An 18,789-nucleotide genomic window follows, 5' to 3' on the forward strand; every position below is an offset into this window, starting at 1 on the left:
GGCTTAAAAAAAGGGGCTTATAAGATTTAAATCTTTGATTTTAGATCGGATTTCTTTATAGCGAGCGTCTAATTCTGATTTTCTGTTCATGGATATTTTGATAAACCCGCTTTCTTTTTCTATGCCGATAAATTCCCTTTTCAAAAGATTAGCCGCAATGCCTGTGGTAGAGCTCCCGCTAAAAGGATCGCCAATGAGGGAATTTTCATCGCTCGCCATTAAAAGCAAGCGCACTAATAAAGCGAGGGGTTTTTGAGTGGGGTGCTTGCCATTAACTTTTTCCCAAGGAGCGATCGATGGGAAACTCCACACATCACGCATTTGTTTATCGTTATTGATCTTTTTTAAAACCTCATAGTTAAAAACATGCTTGTGTTTGCGGCTTTTTCTCGCCCAAATGATTTGCTCAGCCGAATGCGTCAAATAACGGCAGCTGAAATTGGGAGGAGGGTTGGTTTTTTGCCAGGTGATGAGGTTTAAAATCTTAAAATCCAATTTTTGTAAAATACGCCCCAAAGAAAAAAGGTTGTGGTAAGTCCCGCTGATTAAAAGGCTTCCTGTGTTTTTTAAAGCCTTTTTGGCGTTGTTAATCCACTGGTAATTGAACTCATCAATATCGTTAATCCCATTTTCTTTATCCCAATCGCCTTTATTGACGCTCACGATTTTACCGCTCTGTATGCTTAAGCCGTCATTAGAAAGGAAATAAGGCGGATCAGCAAAGATCAAATCAAAAGCATTTTCAAATTGGGGCAAAACCTCATTACAATCCCCTTGATAAAGGGTGAAAAGCTGGTCTGTGCTTTTAAAAATGGGGCGAGAAAGATAAGGCGCTCCCATTTTTTATTCTGCTTTAATGCCTTTATCTTTAATGTATTTTCGCATTGCTTCATCATCAAGTACTGGATCAAAAAACTTCTCCATATCCACTGCCGTATCAAGTCCTGTTTTAATTTGCTTGTTAATCTTTTCCATAAAAGGCTCAAAATCTTTCGGACTTTGTTCTATAAGCATGTTAAGTGTGGGTATATCAATCTCTCTTTCTTTAGCTGGCAACAAGATTTTGGAGTTTGAAATTTCAGATTCCAGCTTGATAACCCCTATACCAAAGCTTTGGTTGAGCCGCCTTAATTCGCCCAAAACTTTATCTTTAATCTCTTCAAAAACCACCAAATACCCCTCATTAGCCCAAGTAGAATTGCTCACCGCTTGGAAATAGCTTTCTTTTAAATTGGAAAAACTAAGCTCTTTTTTAAGCTCAAAGGAAAAAAGCTTGTGTTTTTCTTGACCGGTATGGTGTAAAAATTTCAAAGTTTCTTCTTTATATTTTATTGTAGGGAAAATACACGCCCACGATGTCAGGATAATTCCACTTGCATTCGCCCCCTTCGCCTTTTTTACATTCTTCATGGCGGATGGTTTTGCATAGGAGCTTGAAATTTGGATCTTCGCTGAGGAATTTCACAAGCAGTGGGTGTAAAACCCTTTCATGAAAAGAGTTTTTTTGTTTTTTGGCTGTGCCTGAACACTCGCTCTGTTCATCATCTTCGGTGTTTGAGGTTTCTTGTGGTGGAAATTCTCTTTCACGAGATTTGAGCCAATAGAAAAAGGCTCCTCCCTCTTTGCGTGCAACATAAAATTGCTTCCTTTCTTTAGAAATATCGTGCTCACCAAGCTGACTTCCAAGACTATGAGAAAGTATTTTTCCGTCCTTGCATTCTTTATCCAATCCCATTTCACAAGCTTTCTCAAAAATTTCTTCAGCGCTCAAAGGCTTCTCTGCTTGTTCTAAAACTTTTTTACCTAATTCTCTGTAAGTCATGTTCTTTCTTTTTTGTGATTATGAGCAGAAGCAATTATACTCAAAATGTTTGAAAATACCGCAGTGGATTGATAGGGTTTAGGCTGGGTGTCTCTCTTCACCCAACCTAAAATTTGTATTTGTAAAATCTGTAAAAGGAGTGTCGTAAAAGGAATGCTTAGAAACTATGGTGTCTCGTTAATACATTCTAAACAAAAAGTTTTTAAAGGCAAAAAGGCTGGCGGACAGGGAGGGATTCGAACCCTCGGTAACCTTGACGGCTACGCATCCTTAGCAGGGATGTGGTTTCAGCCAACTCACCCACCTGTCCTCATTCACAAAGTAGAATTATAGTAAAAATAAGTTAAAATAAACCTTAAACTTTAATGGTTTCTAAACAAAACTAAGGGCTTTTATATTACAATTTTAAATTATGGATTAATAAACTTTAAAGGATAACCATGCAATACGCGCTATTATTTCCAGGGCAAGGCTCGCAATGTATAGGAATGGGAAAATCGTTCTATGAGAGCCACACCCTAGCTAAAGAATTGTTTGAAAGGGCTTCTAACGCGCTTAAAGTGGATATGAAAAAAACGCTTTTTGAAGAAAACGAGCTTTTAAAAGAGAGCGCTTACACCCAGCCTGCCATTTATTTAGTGAGCTATATCGCTTACCAATTACTCAACAAGCAAGCAAATGGGGGGTTAAAACCCGTTTTTGCTTTAGGGCATTCGCTCGGCGAAGTGAGCGCGGTGTCTTTGAGTGGGGCGTTAGATTTTGAAAAAGCCCTTAAACTCACGCACCAAAGAGGCAAAATGATGCAAGAAGCGTGCGCGAACAAAGACGCTTCCATGATGGTCGTTTTGGGCGTTTCTGAAGAAAGCCTTTTAAGTCTGTGTCAAAGAACCAAAAACGTGTGGTGCGCGAATTTTAATGGTGGCATGCAAGTGGTTTTAGCCGGGATTAAAGACGATTTGAAAGCCCTAGAGCCGACTTTAAAGGAAATGGGGGCTAAAAGAGTGGTTTTTTTAGAAATGAGCGTGGCGAGCCATTGCCCTTTTTTAGAACCTATGATTTTTAAATTCCAGGAATTGCTAGAAAAAAGCCTGAAAGATAAATTCCATTTTGAAATCATCTCCAATGCGACTAATGAAGCGTATCACAACAAAGCCAAAGCCGTTGAATTATTGAGCTTGCAACTCACTCAGCCGGTGCGTTATCAAGACTGCGTGAAATCCAACAACGACCGAGTGGATGTCTTTTTTGAATTAGGCTGTGGGAGCGTGTTAAAGGGGCTTAACAAGCGATTGAGCAATAAGCCTACTATAAGCGTGGGGGACAATAAAGGGCTTGATGAAGCCATTGAATTTTTAGAAGAATACGTGTGATTAGGAGAAAATGGTGCAAAAAATTGGCATTTTAGGGGCGATGAGAGAAGAAATAACCCCTATTTTAGAATTGTTTGGTGCTGGTTTTGAAGAGATCCCTTTAGGGGGGAATGTTTTCCATAAAGGCGTTTATAATGATAAGGAAATCATTGTCGCTTATAGCAAGATTGGCAAGGTGCATTCCACTTTAACCACGACGAGCATGATTTTAGCGTTTGGCGTTCAAAAGGTGCTTTTTAGCGGGGTGGCTGGAAGCTTAGTTAAAGATTTAAAAATCAATGATTTGTTAGTGGCTCAAAAATTAGTCCAACATGATGTGGATTTGAGCGCGTTTGATCACCCTTTAGGGTTTATCCCCGAAAGCGCGATTTTTATTGAAACGAGCGAAAGTTTGAACGCTTTGGCTAAAAAAGTCGCTAATGAGCAACATATCGCGCTCAAAGAAGGTATCATCGCATCAGGCGATCAGTTTGTGCATAGCAAAGAAAGGAAAGAATTTTTAGTTAGCGAATTTAAGGCGAGCGCGGTGGAAATGGAGGGGGCGAGCGTGGCGTTTGTGTGCCAAAAATTTGGCGTGCCATGCTGCGTGTTAAGGAGTATTAGCGATAACGCCGATGAAGAAGCCGGTATGAGTTTTGATGAATTTTTAGAAAAAAGCGCTCAAACTTCAGCGAAATTCTTAAAAAGCATGGTGGATGAGCTTTAGGTTTGTTTTTATAGAGGGGTGGAATGGAGAGGTGGAATGTAAAAAAGCTTTTTAGTATTTTTTACATTTTGTGATGAATATTTAATAAAGCGGGGAAAAATTCCAATAATATAATTAGAATTTAAGCTATCTTTTAGTAAAATAACAAAGGATTAGATGTATCTTATAGACCTAGCTTTTGATTGAAAGCATGGGTTCTTATTTTATGGAGTGTCCAATGAAAAAGAAAGCTAACGAAGAAAAAGCCCCCAAAAGAGCTAAACAGGAATCCAAAACAGAAGCCACACAGGAAAATAAAGCTAAAGAAAATAATAAGGAAAACAAAAACAATAAAGCCAAAGAGGGCAAAATTAAAGAAACTAGAACCACAGAAAGCAAAGCCAAAGAAAGCAAAATTAAAGAAGCTAAAGCTAAAGAACCTATCCCTGTTAAAAAGCTCAGTTTCAATGAAGAATTAGAAGAATTATTCGCTAATTCCTTAAGCGATTGCGTTTCTTATGAGTCCATCATTCAAATCAGCGCAAAAGTCCCCACTCTAGCCCAAGTCAAAAAAATCAAAGAATTGTGCCAAAAATACCAAAAGAAATTGGTCAGCTCTTCAGAATACGCTAAAAAACTCAATGCGATTGACAAGATTAAAAACACCGAAGAAAAGCAAAAAGTTTTAGATGAAGAATTAGAAGACGGCTATGACTTTTTGAAAGAAAAGGATTTTTTAGAGTGGAGCAGAAGCGATAGCCCGGTGCGCATGTATTTGCGTGAAATGGGGGATATAAAACTTTTAAGCAAAGATGAAGAAATTGAATTGAGCAAGCAGATCCGCTTGGGTGAAGACATTATTCTAGACGCGATTTGCTCGGTGCCGTATTTGATTGATTTTATTTATGCGTATAAAGACGCCTTGATCAATCGTGAAAGAAGGGTTAAAGAGCTTTTTAGGAGCTTTGATGATGACGATGAAAATAGCGTGAGCGATCCTAAAAAAGATGATGACAGCGAAGAAGACGAAGAAAACGAAGAAAGGAAAAAAGTCGTTTCTGAAAAAGACAAGAAGCGCGTTGAAAAGGTCCAAGAGAGTTTTAAAGCCCTAGACAAGGCTAAAAAAGAATGGCTTAAAGCCCTTGAAGCCCCCATAGATGAAAAAGAAGACGAATTGGTGCGTTCATTGACCCTAGCTTACAAACGCCAAACGCTTAAAGACAGACTCTATGATTTAGAGCCTACCAGCAAACTGATTAATGAACTAGTCAAAACGATGGAGACCACTTTAAAGAGTGGCGATGGGTTTGAAAAAGAGTTGAAACGCTTGGAATACAAACTGCCCTTATTCAATGACACTCTCATCGCTAACCATAAAAAAATCCTTGCCAATATCACTAACATGACTAAAGAAGACATTATCGCTCAAGTGCCAGAAGCGACTATGGTGAGCGTGTATATGGATCTCAAAAAACTCTTTTTGACTAAAGAAGCGAGCGAAGAGGGCTTTGATTTAGCCCCTAACAAGCTAAAAGAAATTTTAGAGCAAATCAAAAGAGGGAAATTGATTTCTGATCGCGCTAAAAACAAAATGGCTAAATCCAATTTAAGGTTGGTAGTGAGCATCGCTAAACGATTCACGAGCAGAGGCTTACCCTTCTTGGATTTGATTCAAGAGGGCAATATTGGCTTGATGAAAGCGGTGGATAAGTTTGAGCATGAAAAGGGTTTCAAGTTTTCTACCTATGCGACCTGGTGGATCAAGCAGGCTATCAGCAGAGCCATAGCCGATCAAGCCCGCACTATCCGCATCCCCATTCACATGATTGACACGATCAATCGCATCAATAAAGTCATGCGCAAACACATTCAAGAAACCGGCAAAGAGCCTGATTTAGAAGTGGTGGCTGAAGAAGTGGGGCTTTCGTTAGATAAAGTGAAGAATGTGATTAAGGTTACTAAAGAGCCTATCAGTTTGGAAACCCCAGTCGGCAATGATGATGATGGCAAATTTGGGGATTTCGTGGAAGATAAAAATATCGTTAGTTCCATTGATCACATCATGCGCGAAGATTTAAAAGCGCAAATTGAAAGCGTTTTGGATCAGTTGAATGAGCGAGAAAAAGCGGTGATCCGCATGCGTTTTGGGCTTTTGGACGATGAAAGCGATCGAACTTTAGAAGAAATTGGCAAGGAATTGAATGTTACGAGAGAAAGGGTGCGCCAGATTGAAAGCTCTGCGATCAAAAAATTGAGAAGCCCGCAATACGGGCGCATTTTAAGAAACTATTTGCGCATTTGACATTAAGGTTCTCTAAAGCATGCGTTATTTTCTTGTAGTTTTCTTGTTTTTGTTTGTGGGTTGCATGAAAAAGGATTTCACGCTCAAAGATTTATCCTTGCCCCAAGAGGCTTCAAGCTATCTTGCAAGCTCTCAAAATGGCAGTCATAATAACCAAAGCATTGACCCCCAAGCGTTAAGAGAAAACCTAAAAGAGAGCTACCTCAAAGCGTGGTATTCCCCATGGCTAGATGCGAAAGTCAAAAGCAATAAAAAAGAAGTGTTTTGGATCCTTAAGGAAATGAATAAATCCACCGGTTATGGCGAAGATCTAAAACCCAACGCAAAAGCTTTCAATGATGAGCTTATTAAAAGCATGGATATTGAGCATTACCCGAGCGCTAAGATTAAGGCTGTTGTGGTGCGAGATAGCGATGTTAGGGCTGTGCCTACTAACAAACCTTTTTATCTTTCTCAAAAAGGCTATCCTTTTGACAGGTATCAAAATTCGCTGATTTTTCAAGGCACGCCGGTTTTAATCACGCATTTTAATCTAGATAAAACTTACGCCCACATTCAAAGCAGTTTTGTTTATGGCTGGATTAAAGTTAGCGATTTAGCCTACATGCATGATAAAGACATAGAGCTTTTAACCAAGCTTAAAAACTATGTCATGCCTATAAAAGATAAAATCCCCCTTTATACAGACTATGGGGATTTTTACACCAATGCTAGGGTGGGCGAATTGTTCGCTCTCATCCCTCAAAGTCAAAAAACACCTCAAAAACCCCAAAAAAAGGAATTGAAAGCCTATGGTTTTTTGAGAGACGCTAAGGGTTATGCAACTTTACAAAGCGTGATCTTAGATGAAAAGGATTTTTTTGTTTTCCCTAAGGCTTTTAACAGCGAGAACATGGCGTATTTTATAGACACCATGCTAGGGCAAAAATACGGCTGGGGGGGGCTATTAGGTAACAGGGATTGCTCGGCTTTCACCAGAGATAGTTTCGCTAATTTTGGTATTTTGCTCCCCAGAAATTCCTACGCGCAAAGCCGTTATGCGAACAATTATGTGGATTTAAGCTCCATGAAAGCTAAAGAAAAAGAAGATTATATCCTTAAAAACGCCACGCCTTTTGGAACGCTCATCTATTTAAAAGGGCATATCATGCTCTATTTAGGCGCACACAACCATCAAGCGATAGTCGCTCACAGCATTTGGTCGGTGCAAACCCAAAAGCATTTTAAAACCTTGAGCCATAAAATAGGGGGCGTGGTGATCACTTCATTATGGTTAGCCGAAGAACATAATGGGGCGTTTTCTAAAAAGAAATTATTGATTGATAGGGTGCTTGGAATGAGCGATTTGAAAGATTTTGTCCATAAAACTTCAAGCCCTTTGAATGCGAATTGATTTTCTTATACTATGATTACGATTTATCAATTTAAAACATTTGGAGAAAGACAATGAGTATGGAATTTGATGCTGTTATTATTGGAGGTGGGGTTTCAGGGTGCGCGACCTTTTATACTTTGAGCGAATACAGCTCTTTAAAACGCGTGGCTATCGTGGAAAAATGCTCTAAATTGGCTCAAATCAGCTCCAGCGCTAAGGCTAATTCGCAAACTATTCATGATGGCTCTATTGAAACAAATTACACTCCCGAAAAAGCTAAAAAAGTGCGTTTGAGCGCTTATAAAACCAGACAATACGCGCTCAATAAAGGCTTGCAAAATGAAGTGATTTTTGAAACCCAGAAAATGGCTATAGGCGTGGGCGATGAAGAATGCGAGTTCATGAAAAAACGCTACGAATCTTTTAAAGAAATCTTTGTGGGGTTGGAAGAATTTGACAAACAAAAGATTAAAGAATTAGAGCCTAATGTGATTTTAGGGGCTAATGGCATAGACAGGCATGAAAACATTATCGGGCATGGTTATCAAAAAGATTGGAGCACCATGAATTTTGCGAAGTTGAGCGAAAACTTCGTTGAAGAAGCTTTAAAATTAAAGCCCAACAACCAGGTGTTTTTGAATTTTAAAGTGAAAAAGATTGAAAAACGAGACGACACTTACGCCTTAATTTCTGAAGACGCTGAAGAAGTGTATGCTAAATTCGTGCTAGTCAATGCCGGTTCTTACGCTTTGCCTTTGGCTCAGAGCATGGGTTATGGCTTGGATTTAGGGTGCTTGCCTGTGGCGGGTAGCTTTTATTTTGTGCCTAATTTATTAAGGGGTAAGGTTTATACCGTTCAAAACCCCAAACTCCCTTTTGCGGCCGTGCATGGCGACCCTGATGCCGTCATTAAAGGAAAAACACGAATCGGGCCTACCGCTTTAACGATGCCTAAATTAGAGCGCAACAAATGCTGGCTTAAGGGCATTAGTTTGGAATTACTAAAAATGGATTTGAATAGAGATGTGTTTAAAATTGCGTTTGATTTGATGAGCGATAAAGAAATCCGTAATTATGTGTTTAAAAACATGGTCTTTGAATTGCCCGTTATCGGTAAAAGGAAATTTTTAAAAGACGCTCAAAAAATCATCCCCTCTCTTAGCCTAGAAGATTTAGAATACGCTCATGGTTTTGGTGAAGTGCGTCCGCAAGTTTTAGACAGAACCAAGCGAAAGCTGGAATTAGGCGAAAAAAAGATTTGCACCCATAAAGGCATCACTTTCAACATGACTCCCTCTCCAGGCGCGACGAGTTGCTTGCAAAACGCCCTTGTGGATTCCCAAGAAATCGCTGCGTATTTGGGTGAGAGCTTTGAATTAGAACGCTTTTATAAAGATTTATCCCCAGAAGAATTGGAAAATTAAAAACGCATGCAAAAAGAACAAGAAGCCCGAGAAATCGCTAAAAAAGCCATTCAAATCGTATTTTTTTTAGGGATTGTAGTGGTGCTTTTGATGATGATAAACCTTTACATGCTCATCAATCAAATCAACGCGAGCGCTCAAATGAGCCAACAAATCAAAAAGATAGAAGAAAGGCTCAATCAAGAGCAAAAATAGAGGCTTTGGCTTATTAAGCATAAGTAACAAAATTAAAAAATGCTCAAAGGCATTTTTTAAAATAAATACAATAAAAGAGCTTGCGTAAGCAAGTGATAGCCTCTTTAAAAAGCGATCTTTTGGGGTTAGGGGGTTTTTAGTTGGGGGTTGTAGGAGAGGGCTATTGTAAAATACCCCCCTATCCTCTTAAGGAAATGCGTTTTACTTAAGAAATGAGTTTGACCATAAAATCAAAAGCAATCAAACAAATTTTTTAAAAAACCCTATTTTTAAACTTTAAACTTTCCTTAAATTCAGCAATATTTAAGTTTATTTCCTTATAATGAGTGCTTTAATTTTATCAAAGGATTCTTATGACAAAGACCGCTAAAGTCAATGACATCGTTCGTGATTGGGTCGTTTTAGACGCTAAAGACAAAGTTTTTGGCCGCTTGATCACTGAAATCGCTGTGCTTTTAAGAGGGAAACACCGCCCTTTTTACACCCCCAATGTGGATTGTGGGGATTTTGTGGTGGTTATCAACGCCAATAAGGTTAAATTTTCAGGCATGAAATTAGAGGATAAAGAGTATTTTACCCATTCAGGCTATTTTGGCAGCACTAAGAGCAAGACTCTCCAAGAAATGCTAGAAAAAACCCCTGAAAAGCTCTACCACTTAGCCGTTAGGGGCATGCTCCCTAAAACGAAATTAGGGAAAGCGATGATTAAAAAACTCAAAGTTTATCGTGATGACAAGCACCCTCACACCGCACAAACTAGCAAAAAGGACGCTAAATGAGAAAAATCTATGCTACCGGTAAAAGGAAAACCGCTATCGCTAAAGTGTGGCTCACTCCGGGTAAAGGCGAATTGAATATCAATGAGCAGAGCCTGAATCAATGGTTGGGCGGGCATGAAGCCATTAAAATGAAAGTCATGCAACCTTTACTTTTAACCAAACAAGAACAATCTGTGGATATTAAAGCGGTGGTTTTTGGTGGGGGCTACTCAGCACAAGCGGAAGCCTTAAGGCATGGCATTTCTAAAGCTTTGAACGCTTATGATATTGCTTTTAGAGCCATTTTAAAACCTAAGGGCTTGCTCACCAGAGATTCAAGGGTGGTTGAACGCAAAAAATATGGTAAAAGAAAGGCCAGAAGAAGCCCACAATTCTCTAAAAGGTAATTTTTATTTCTTTTTCTCTTCTTTGGGGGAGTTTTGGAGGGCTTTGGCTCTCCTTTATTTTCTGCTTTTTTATTCTCTTTTTTGTTCTCTCTTTTTTATTAAAATTTCAAAATAATGTATAATAATCATTCTCTATCAATTCGTTTTAAAAGGGCAAAGAGAATGAAATCTACAAGAATTGGTTCTAAAATCGTCATGATGGTGTGTGCGGTTGTTATTGTCATTAGCGCTGTTATGGGCGTTATTATCAGCTACAAGGTTGAAAGCGTGTTGCAAAGCCAAGCCACAGAATTGTTGCAAAAAAAAGCTCAGTTAGTCAGTTTTAAAATTCAAGGCATCATTAAGCGCATTTTTATTGGCGCTAACACCCTTGAAAAATTTTTAAGCGATGAAAATAGCGCTATCAACGACACCCTAAAAAGACGCATGCTCTCTGAGTTTTTGCTGGCAAACCCTCATGTGTTATTGATTAGCGCGATTTATACGAATAATAACGAACGAATTATCACTGCCATGAGCATGGATTCAAAAATCGCCTACCCTAATACCGCGCTCAATGAAAACATGATTAATCAAATCCATTCGCTCAAAAGTATAACCCGTTCAGATCCCTATTATAAAGAGGTTAATGGCGATAAAATCTATGGCATGGATATTACCCTCCCCCTAACGGGTAAAAATCAAAATGTGATAGGCGCACTGAATTTCTTTTTAAACATTGACGCTTTTTATACCGATGTGGTAGGCAAGAAAAAGAGCAACACCTTTTTAATGGGGAAAGATGGCAGGCTTTTAATCAACCCTAATCGTGAGATCCAAGATAAGATTTTAAGCGCTATCAATCCAGATAGAAGAGTCGCTAAGGCTGTGGAGTATTATGACAAAAACGAAGCGGGCACTTTGAGCTACCATTCATTGAGCGGGAATACAGAAACCTTTTTAGCCATACAGCCCTTTGATCTTTTTGAAGAAAAAGGGAATAACGGCAACCATTGGCGTTGGGCAATTGGGAAATATGTCAATAAATCTTTAGTCTTTAAAGAAGCGACAAACACCAAATTCATTATTATCACCACTTTGATTTTAGGCGTGCTGGTGTTAGCCTTTTTAGTCTTTATCATTATTTCTAGTCTTATAACCAAACGCATCGGTAGGGTCAATAACACCCTAAATGATTTTTTCAACTTGCTTAACAACCCCAAAAATAACCATGTCATAAGCTTAACGCCCCCAAGCGCTTATGATGAAATCGGGCAAATGCAAGCTTCTATCAATAAAAACATTCTTAAAACCCAAGAAAGCATTCAAGCCGATAATCAAGCCATTCAAAACAGCATTGAAGTAACAAACCATGTGGAAAATGGGGATTTCACGCAAGAAATCGCATGCGTGCCTAAAAATAAAGATTTGCAAGCCCTAAAAAATACGATTAATAGCATTATCCAGTATTTCCGCAACCAAATTGGCGCCAATATTGAAGCCCTAAACAACGCCCTAGAGCATTATAAAAACCTGGATTTCACCCACCACATCCAAAACCCTAAAGCCAACATGGAAAAAGCGCTCAACACTTTAGGGCAAGAAATTTCTAGCATGCTTAAAGCTTCTTTAGGGTTTGCGAACGCGCTCAATCATGAATCCAAAGATTTAAAAACTTGCGTGGATAACTTGACTAAAACCGCCCACAAGCAAGAAAGAAGCCTGAAAAACACCACCCAATCCTTAGAAGAAATCACTAATATTATTACAACGATTGATTCTAAAAGCCAGGAGATGATCTCTCAAGGCGAAGACATTAAAAGCGTGGTGGATATGATTAGAGATATTGCCGATCAAACGAATCTATTAGCCCTAAACGCCGCTATTGAAGCCGCAAGGGCCGGTGAGCATGGCAGAGGCTTTGCGGTGGTGGCTGATGAAGTGAGAAAGCTCGCTGAAAGGACGCAAAAATCCCTCAGCGAGATTGAAGCCAATATCAATATTTTAGTTCAAAGCATTGCCGATAACGCTGAGTCTATCAAAATGCAAAACAAGGGCGTAGAAAACATCCACAATTCCATTAACGCCTTGCAACAAGATGTGCAGGATAATTTGACTATCGCTAACCATTCCTTACAAGTCAGCGCAAAAATTGATGGGATCTCCCAAGACATTTTAGAAGATGTGAGCAAGAAGAAATTTTAGTTTCTGCTTTTAATTTGAATGTCTGAAACATGAAACCGCCCCTTTTTCTAAAGCAAGGGGTTTTTTTAACTAAAGCACCCTAACGAACGCTAATGCGAAAGACTCTTTAAGGTCTGCATGGGCATTTCTTACCCTAAAAAGACTAGAGGTATTTTGTTAGCTTGAATATAGCCTAAGCGCTTACATCTTGCACCCTAAAGGACGGAGTTTTTTGCACTAATTTGATAAAAAGCTTTGGTTGGATTTTTAAAAGCGTTCTTAGGGGGAGTGTTAGTTTTGGGGGTTAAAGGGGTATCAAAATATCCCCCTATCCCCCTTAAAAGAATTATAAATAAAAATATTAAGTTTTGGCTATCACTCTTTGATATTGGGGTTAATCTCAATTCCCCATATCGCCACCCATATCCCCCATGTCTCCCATATCGCCACCCATGTCATCGTTCATGTCCCCCATATCGCCCATGTCATCGTTGCTATTACCCATGTCGTCGTTCATGTCGTTCGCGTTATTCATGTCATCGCCCATGTCGTTGCTATTACCCATGTCGTCATTAGTGTTACCCGTATCATCGTTGCCATTGTTCATGTTGCTCATATCATCAGTGTTACCGGTATCGGTGTTGCCGGTGTCCGTATTGCCGGTGTCGGTGTTGTTCATATCGCCGGTATTGTTGCCGCCAGCATCTTTATCATCAGTGGGGGTGTCGTTTGCGTTGCCGGTGTCAGTGGTGTTAGTATCCATGTGATCATCGTTGTGATCATCGTTGGTAGTGTTGTTAGGGTTTATGAGCGCGTTACCCCCTTGATCTTTGCTGTCATTTGCATGGGTGTTGTCCATGTTGTTGGTGGGCGTTTGTTGCGCAGATTGTTGCATAGGGTTATTGATCGCATCATTCAAATCGTCTCTATCATCGCCATCAATTTTCAAACTCCCGTCTAAATAATTCCCCACCACATCGCTGCTATGGCTTAATTGTTGCACGCTGTCTAGGGCTTTATCCACTTGGGCTTGCTGCTCGCTTGAAAGCCCTTTTTGATCTTTTAAGTCATTGTCCAATTGGTTGAGGTTATTGTCTAATTTGTCCCTCACTTCCATAGCTTTATCAACAACTGAATCAATCTTACTAGGACTCGCCCCGTCTTGCTTCATCTCTTTGATTTGCCCCACTAAATGGTTAAGCTCTTTAGCTTGAGAAGTGATCGCATCCACGCTTTTAGTGGGCATGGCTTTAGTGTGGAAGAGCGAATTGTCTTTGAGCATGCGGCTGTTGTCTAAATTGACTAAGGCGCTATTCAAGCGGTTGGTTTGAATATCCTTGCTGAATTTAGGATCACGATAAAAGCTCATGAGATTTGCTGGTTGCGAAGATTTATCGTCTTTATCGTCTCTGTCATCATCAGTAGGCGTATCAAGTTGGTTGATGGAAGCGTCATGGTCTAAAATCTCTTCTTGATCGAGCGCATACATGTAATTTTCTAACATCAAGTAGTCTTGAACTTGCATCATGAAAAACATGTTAGGGTAGAACCCATACATGCCATCATAAAAGTCATAAAAATCATACATGCCCATGCCATACATTCCATACATGCCCATTCCATACATGCCATACATACCATAATAAGGGCTATAGTAGGAGTTGTAATAGTTGTTGCTCCTGTAATAAGGGCTTTGAGCCTTTTCATTCTCCTGTTGCTTTTTAAGATACGCCCCTACCACGCTCAAATCAGCGAGCATTTTTTGGGCCGTTTTTTGATCTTTTAAAGAAATGCCTAAGGGGATATAAATACCGGTGCGGTAACTATAAAAAGAATCCCTAGCGATGATTTTAAGGCAATATTTCAAATTCTTTTGCAATTTTAGGGCTTGCCTCAAACGCGCATGCGCTCTAAAATTCCCCAAGATGCCAGAGTTAAAACGCATTTTTTCCACTAACGCGCTGAATTTTTTCGCATCGCCATTAGCCGCATTGATATAGTTTAAAGCGCTAGCCCCCCACTCTATGGTGCTGCTTTTATAACCTCCAAAATTCACTATTTTTGGCGTTAATTCCCCTTTTAATTGCGAATCTTTTAAGTCAAACAACGCCCTATTCACGCTGATAGCGTTCAAACTGAGTGTCATTATAAAAAGTATTTTTATAGCTTTCATTGATAACCTTAAAAAATATCTCTTGCGAGCATTATAGACTATTTTTAGAAATCAAAATGATTTTTGAAAACAAGCCCAAGTAAAAAATCAAATCCCAAAACAAAAGGTTCTGTTTTAAACGCTTCTTTAGTTTTTAAAAAACTTTCTTAAACAAAAACCTAACCCCCCCCAACACAACAAAACAAACATCGCAAAAAAAAGAAAAAAGAAACCAACAGAGAGAAAACCCTCTAATTGGAAAGAAGAAAAAGGTTTAGAAGTTGATCATGTAGTTAAAATAGATAGAGAAGTTCCTTTTATAGAACACGTCTACTGATCCATCTACGCCCCTTTCTTTATAGAATTGGTTGGTGAATAAAGGCAATTTAAGGCCCACCTCAATCCCGCTGTGTTTAGAGAAATTGCTCCTGAAACCAAATTCAACAGGCATTTGAAAATAGCTCGTGTTCATGCTCGCTGAACAGCCTGCGGTGTCATTGCAAATTTGCATTTGAGATTTTAAGTAGCTCTCTCCTTGAACGATAAACGAATCCCCTCCTAATCCAAAGCCTAAGAACAACCCTGCTGTGTTATAGCCCTCTTTGCTTTCATAGAAGTTATAGAGCGCATCAAAGCCCACGCCATAAGTGAAGTTATTCACTTGAGACGCGCCTTCCATGATTCCAAGCTGGCTCCCCACAAAGCTTAAATTCGCATGGTTATAGCTGTAGTATCCATAAGACCTAAAGCCAAAGCGTTTCTTTTTGCCAAAGAACCACTTATACCCTGCCATCGCATCTACCCCATACATTTGCCCGTAATTATTGGTGTTGATCACGCTTGGCGTATAGGTTGCTTGGGCTTGAGCGACAGCAGTTTGAATGTTTTTATGCACGCTTATGAAAGCGTCTTTTTGAGCCATTAGATTGGTTTTTAGCGCGTTTAAGAAATTGATGGCATCTGTCGTTGTCGTTGCGCTATCACTAGCAGCCACAAGCGCAACGGCTTGCGTTTTTTGCGTATCAGCTGTAGAAAGATCGGCTAGAGCCATATCCACTTGATTGATAGCTTTATCTAACGCGCCCACGACCGCATTAGAGCCGTTTGTCAATTGCCCAATCGTCGCGCTAGAAGAATCCAAATAGCCTTTTAAAGTGTTTTGAGCGCTTTCTAATGCGCTAAACGCGCTGTTTAGCCCTTGAGCGTTAGGAATCACACTGCCTAAATTAGGATTACCGCTTAAAAGAGTGCTGATCGTTGCGGTTTGTTTAGACATGGTTTCTACCCCACTTAAAGTGGTGTTCATGCCACTCACGCTCACGCTCTTAAGATTATTAACCATAGTGGTATCTTTGGTTAACTGGCTTGCCACGGTGTTCCCGCTAGTGCCACCACTTGTTTCATCTTTTTTAGCTGGTGGGGTTGGTGTTTTCGTCTGATCTTGTAAATCTGTGTTTAAAGCGTTTTGATCGTTAGTGAGCTGTTCTTCAGCCTTTTGTAAATTTGTTTCAGCGGTTTGCTCTGCTTGTTGATCGGCTTTAAAAGTGGTTTCATCAAAATCTTTAGCGCTAGCATCAGCTTGAACTTTAGCTACATCTGTTTTTAAAGTTTTTTCATCGTTTTGAACGGCTGCGTTATCGGTTTCTACTTGTTTAGCCGCATCAGCTACGGTAGCTTCAGTGCTTTTTGTATAAGTTTCATCAGCTGTGGCGGTTTGGCTGTCATTTGAAGCGGTGTTTTCAAGCGTTGTCGCTTCTTGGCTGTCGCTTTGAGCTTGAGTTTGGGCTTGTTGTTGCGTTGGTGAATCGCTCGATAATTCGCTACCTTTATTACTCTTTTTAGCATAATTACCAAAAACATGCGATGGTTTTTGCAACGCTGCGTAAGTTTCTAAATCGGTAGCGTTCATGCTCCCTAAAAGCACGCTACTGGCCGCTAAAGAGAAAAAGCCTAATTTTTTGAATGACTTTTTCATGACTTCCTCCCCTTATTTTTTCATCCAAGCACTTGGATTGACTTTAGTGTCCGGTTTGGAAGCGCTTTGCGTTTCTTGGGCTGGAGCCGCTTGATTGTTGCCAAACATTGAAGTGTTTATTGGGGTGTTATTGTTAGCGCCTGGGGTGCGGGTGGTGTTTTGGTTTTCTAAATTAGAATATTGAAACCCTCCTCCTAAAAACGCGCCGCTTTTTTCTGCCATGGACATACTAAAGGCTAATGCCATACCTAAAAAAACCTTTTTCATTTAAAACTCCTTAATGTGAGAAATCCTAAGGATTTCTTTTTTTATTGCATTCATGCTATGGCACAAAAATATAGGGAGCTATCAAAATTTGAGAGTTGTCCTTGAATACATTCGCTTCTACAGAATACAATTCGCTCTTACAAATATTAAGCTTTGGAGTTATACCACAAAAAAGTGAATTTTTTGTTAAGAATATGTTAAATAAATCGTTTTATTTTTTAAAAGTGCATTTATATATATAAATATATATAGAATTTAAAATTATATTTATAACTAGCTTTTATGGGAACTCTTACGCTGTTTTTTGTGGGGCGAAAATTAAGAACATGTTAGGGTTTTTAGTGGTAGTGGGTGGCTATCTTAAAAAACGCTTGAGCGTTTTATCCCTTTGTTTTATCGTTTTAGTGGGGGTTTTATTCAAACTGGCTTTGGGCGTGAGCGATTAAAGGGTTAATCACTTCATCTAAATTCCCTGAAAGCATGATTTCTTCTAAACTATACAAAGTTAAATTGATTCTATGTTCGCTCAAGCGGTTTTGCGGGTAATTATAGGTGCGGATCCTTTCGCTCCTGTCCCCACTACCCACTTGCTCTTTTCGGTCTTTGGCGTTAGCGAGTTGTTGCTCTTCAATTTGTTTTTCATAAAGGCGCGCTTTTAAGATTTTTAGGGCTTTGTCCTTGTTTTTATGTTGGGATTTTTCATCTTGCATGCTCACGCTGATATTGGTGGGGAGGTGCGTGATGCGGACGGCGGAGTCTGTGGTATTGACGCATTGCCCCCCATGCCCGCCAGCGCGAAACACTTCAATCTTTAAATCGCTAGGGTTGATAGAAACTTCCACATCATCCACTTCAGGCATGATCGCTACTGTGATAGCGGAAGTGTGGATGCGCCCTTGAGATTCTGTCTCGGGGACTCTTTGGACTCGATGCGTGCCTGCTTCAAATTTGAGCCTTGAATACACGCCCTTGCCCTTAATCAAAACGATGATTTCTTTATAGCCCCCTACGCTGTTTTCGCTAGAGCTCACTACCTCTACTTTCCATTTTTTCAAATCCGCATAACGGCAATACGCCTTAAACAAATCCCCTACAAAAATGCCCGCTTCATCGCCCCCCGTGCCGGCCCTTAACTCTAAATAGATGTTTTTATCATCGTTAGGATCTTTGGGAATAAGGAGTTGCTTAATGGCAGTTTCTAACTCGCTTTTTTGGATTTCTAAAATTTTTAACTCTTCTTTAGCCAGTTCGCTCAATTCCTTGTCTTCTAAAAGCTCTTTATTTTCTTTGATATTCTCTAAAACGCTCAAATACTCCTTACTCGCTACAGAGATTTCTTCAATGGAGCTTTGCTCTTTACTCAATTCGGTGAGTTTTTTAATATCGCTAATTACTTCAGTGCTAGAAAGCAACGCTGTGAGTTCGTCGTATCGTTTGAGAATGGAAGAAAGCTTTTCGGCTAGAATAGACATGCAAAACTACCTATAAAAAGATGCAACAATCTAAAAAACGCAAAACTTAAAAAGAAGCCCAATAATAAAAACCCATTACTGAGCTTAAAGAAGTTAAAAAACGCCTTAAAACTAAGCGAGAGCGATTTTTTTCACTGAAGCGTTAAGCCTTGAAACTTTCCTAGAAGCGGTGTTTTTCTTTAAAATCCCTTTGCTGACAAATTTATGCAACTCTTTATTAGCGATCTTCAAACGCTCTTGAGCTTTTGCTACATCATTGACAGCGACCGCTTCACGCACGGCCTTAATGATATTTTTAATTTTAGTTTTATAGAACCTGTTGCGTTCGGTTCTCTTAATGGTCTGTCTGATTCGCTTTTCTGCGGACTTATGATTTGCCATAGCCTTGTTTTAATCCCTTTGTAATGTAAAATTTGGCATAA

15 protein-coding genes, 1 tRNA gene and 1 pseudogene are annotated in these 18,789 nt (G+C 39.5%); 9 read left to right on the forward strand and 8 right to left on the reverse strand.

What is annotated here, in order from left to right; translation table 11 throughout:
• Nucleotides 1-3 precede the first annotated feature (3 nt).
• The 3 genes and pseudogenes from IC572_RS01760 to IC572_RS01770 all read right to left on the reverse strand — a co-directional run bounded on the left by IC572_RS01760 (nt 4) and on the right by IC572_RS01770 (nt 2,132).
• Complete coding sequence (locus IC572_RS01760) at nt 4-840, reverse strand: DNA-methyltransferase (RefSeq protein WP_187854862.1); 837 nt, start codon at nt 838-840, stop codon at nt 4-6.
• A gap of 3 nt (nt 841-843) precedes the next feature.
• A pseudogene (locus tag IC572_RS01765) lies at nt 844-1,822 on the reverse strand (HTH domain-containing protein).
• A 218-nt stretch (nt 1,823-2,040) separates the two neighbouring features.
• Nucleotides 2,041-2,132 (reverse strand) — tRNA-Ser (locus tag IC572_RS01770).
• Nucleotides 2,133-2,262: 130 nt separating this feature from the next.
• Between IC572_RS01770 and fabD the strand changes: the two genes are divergently transcribed.
• The 9 genes from fabD (at nt 2,263) to tlpC (ending at nt 12,522) form a co-directional block, all read left to right on the forward strand.
• Complete coding sequence (fabD, locus tag IC572_RS01775) at nt 2,263-3,192, forward strand: ACP S-malonyltransferase (protein ID WP_001199001.1); 930 nt, start codon at nt 2,263-2,265, stop codon at nt 3,190-3,192.
• Nucleotides 3,193-3,202: 10 nt separating this feature from the next.
• Nucleotides 3,203-3,898: a 5'-methylthioadenosine/adenosylhomocysteine nucleosidase gene (locus IC572_RS01780; protein ID WP_187854863.1), complete on the forward strand. Its 696-nt coding sequence runs from the start codon at nt 3,203-3,205 to the stop codon at nt 3,896-3,898.
• Between the two features lie 190 nt (nt 3,899-4,088).
• On the forward strand, nt 4,089-6,179 hold the full coding sequence (gene rpoD / locus IC572_RS01785) for an RNA polymerase sigma factor RpoD (protein ID WP_187854864.1): 2,091 nt from the start codon (nt 4,089-4,091) through the stop codon (nt 6,177-6,179).
• A gap of 19 nt (nt 6,180-6,198) precedes the next feature.
• Entirely contained in the window at nt 6,199-7,572 is a 1,374-nt protein-coding gene (locus tag IC572_RS01790; RefSeq protein WP_187854865.1) for an SH3 domain-containing C40 family peptidase, read from the forward strand.
• A gap of 53 nt (nt 7,573-7,625) precedes the next feature.
• On the forward strand, nt 7,626-8,978 hold the full coding sequence (locus tag IC572_RS01795) for an FAD-dependent oxidoreductase (protein WP_001947736.1): 1,353 nt from the start codon (nt 7,626-7,628) through the stop codon (nt 8,976-8,978).
• A 6-nt stretch (nt 8,979-8,984) separates the two neighbouring features.
• Nucleotides 8,985-9,173, forward strand: a complete 189-nt coding sequence (locus IC572_RS01800) for a DUF5408 family protein (protein ID WP_187854866.1) — start codon at nt 8,985-8,987, stop codon at nt 9,171-9,173.
• Nucleotides 9,174-9,526: 353 nt separating this feature from the next.
• Nucleotides 9,527-9,952, forward strand: coding sequence for a 50S ribosomal protein L13 (rplM, locus tag IC572_RS01805; RefSeq protein ID WP_000167675.1), 426 nt, complete (start codon nt 9,527-9,529; stop codon nt 9,950-9,952).
• The gene (gene rpsI, locus IC572_RS01810; RefSeq protein WP_001227262.1) at nt 9,949-10,338 is read left to right on the forward strand and encodes a 30S ribosomal protein S9; all 390 of its coding nucleotides are present in this window, start codon (nt 9,949-9,951) and stop codon (nt 10,336-10,338) included. The genes rplM and rpsI overlap by 4 nt, the downstream gene beginning before the upstream one ends.
• Nucleotides 10,339-10,500: 162 nt before the next feature.
• A complete protein-coding gene (tlpC, locus tag IC572_RS01815; RefSeq protein ID WP_187854867.1) occupies nt 10,501-12,522 on the forward strand; it encodes a methyl-accepting chemotaxis protein TlpC in 2,022 nt (673 codons plus the stop codon).
• A 379-nt stretch (nt 12,523-12,901) separates the two neighbouring features.
• Here the strand turns inward: tlpC and IC572_RS01820 are convergent, their stop codons facing one another.
• The 5 genes from IC572_RS01820 to rpsT form a co-directional block, all read right to left on the reverse strand.
• Entirely contained in the window at nt 12,902-14,674 is a 1,773-nt protein-coding gene (locus tag IC572_RS01820; RefSeq protein ID WP_187854868.1) for a dentin sialophosphopreproprotein, read from the reverse strand.
• A gap of 253 nt (nt 14,675-14,927) precedes the next feature.
• Nucleotides 14,928-16,628 carry an outer membrane beta-barrel protein gene (locus IC572_RS01825; protein ID WP_187854869.1) on the reverse strand — a complete coding sequence of 567 codons (1,701 nt, stop codon included), beginning with the start codon at nt 16,626-16,628 and terminating at the stop codon, nt 14,928-14,930.
• 12 nt (nt 16,629-16,640) lie between these two features.
• Nucleotides 16,641-16,895: a hypothetical protein gene (locus IC572_RS01830; protein WP_187854870.1), complete on the reverse strand. Its 255-nt coding sequence runs from the start codon at nt 16,893-16,895 to the stop codon at nt 16,641-16,643.
• Nucleotides 16,896-17,308: 413 nt separating this feature from the next.
• A complete protein-coding gene (prfA, locus tag IC572_RS01835) occupies nt 17,309-18,367 on the reverse strand; it encodes a peptide chain release factor 1 (protein ID WP_187854871.1) in 1,059 nt (352 codons plus the stop codon).
• 111 nt (nt 18,368-18,478) lie between these two features.
• Nucleotides 18,479-18,748, reverse strand: a complete 270-nt coding sequence (gene rpsT, locus IC572_RS01840; RefSeq protein WP_001273615.1) for a 30S ribosomal protein S20 — start codon at nt 18,746-18,748, stop codon at nt 18,479-18,481.
• Nucleotides 18,749-18,789: the final 41 nt, after the last annotated feature.

This window comes from Helicobacter pylori (assembly GCF_014496485.1).
Lineage (GTDB): Bacteria > Campylobacterota > Campylobacteria > Campylobacterales > Helicobacteraceae > Helicobacter > Helicobacter pylori_DD.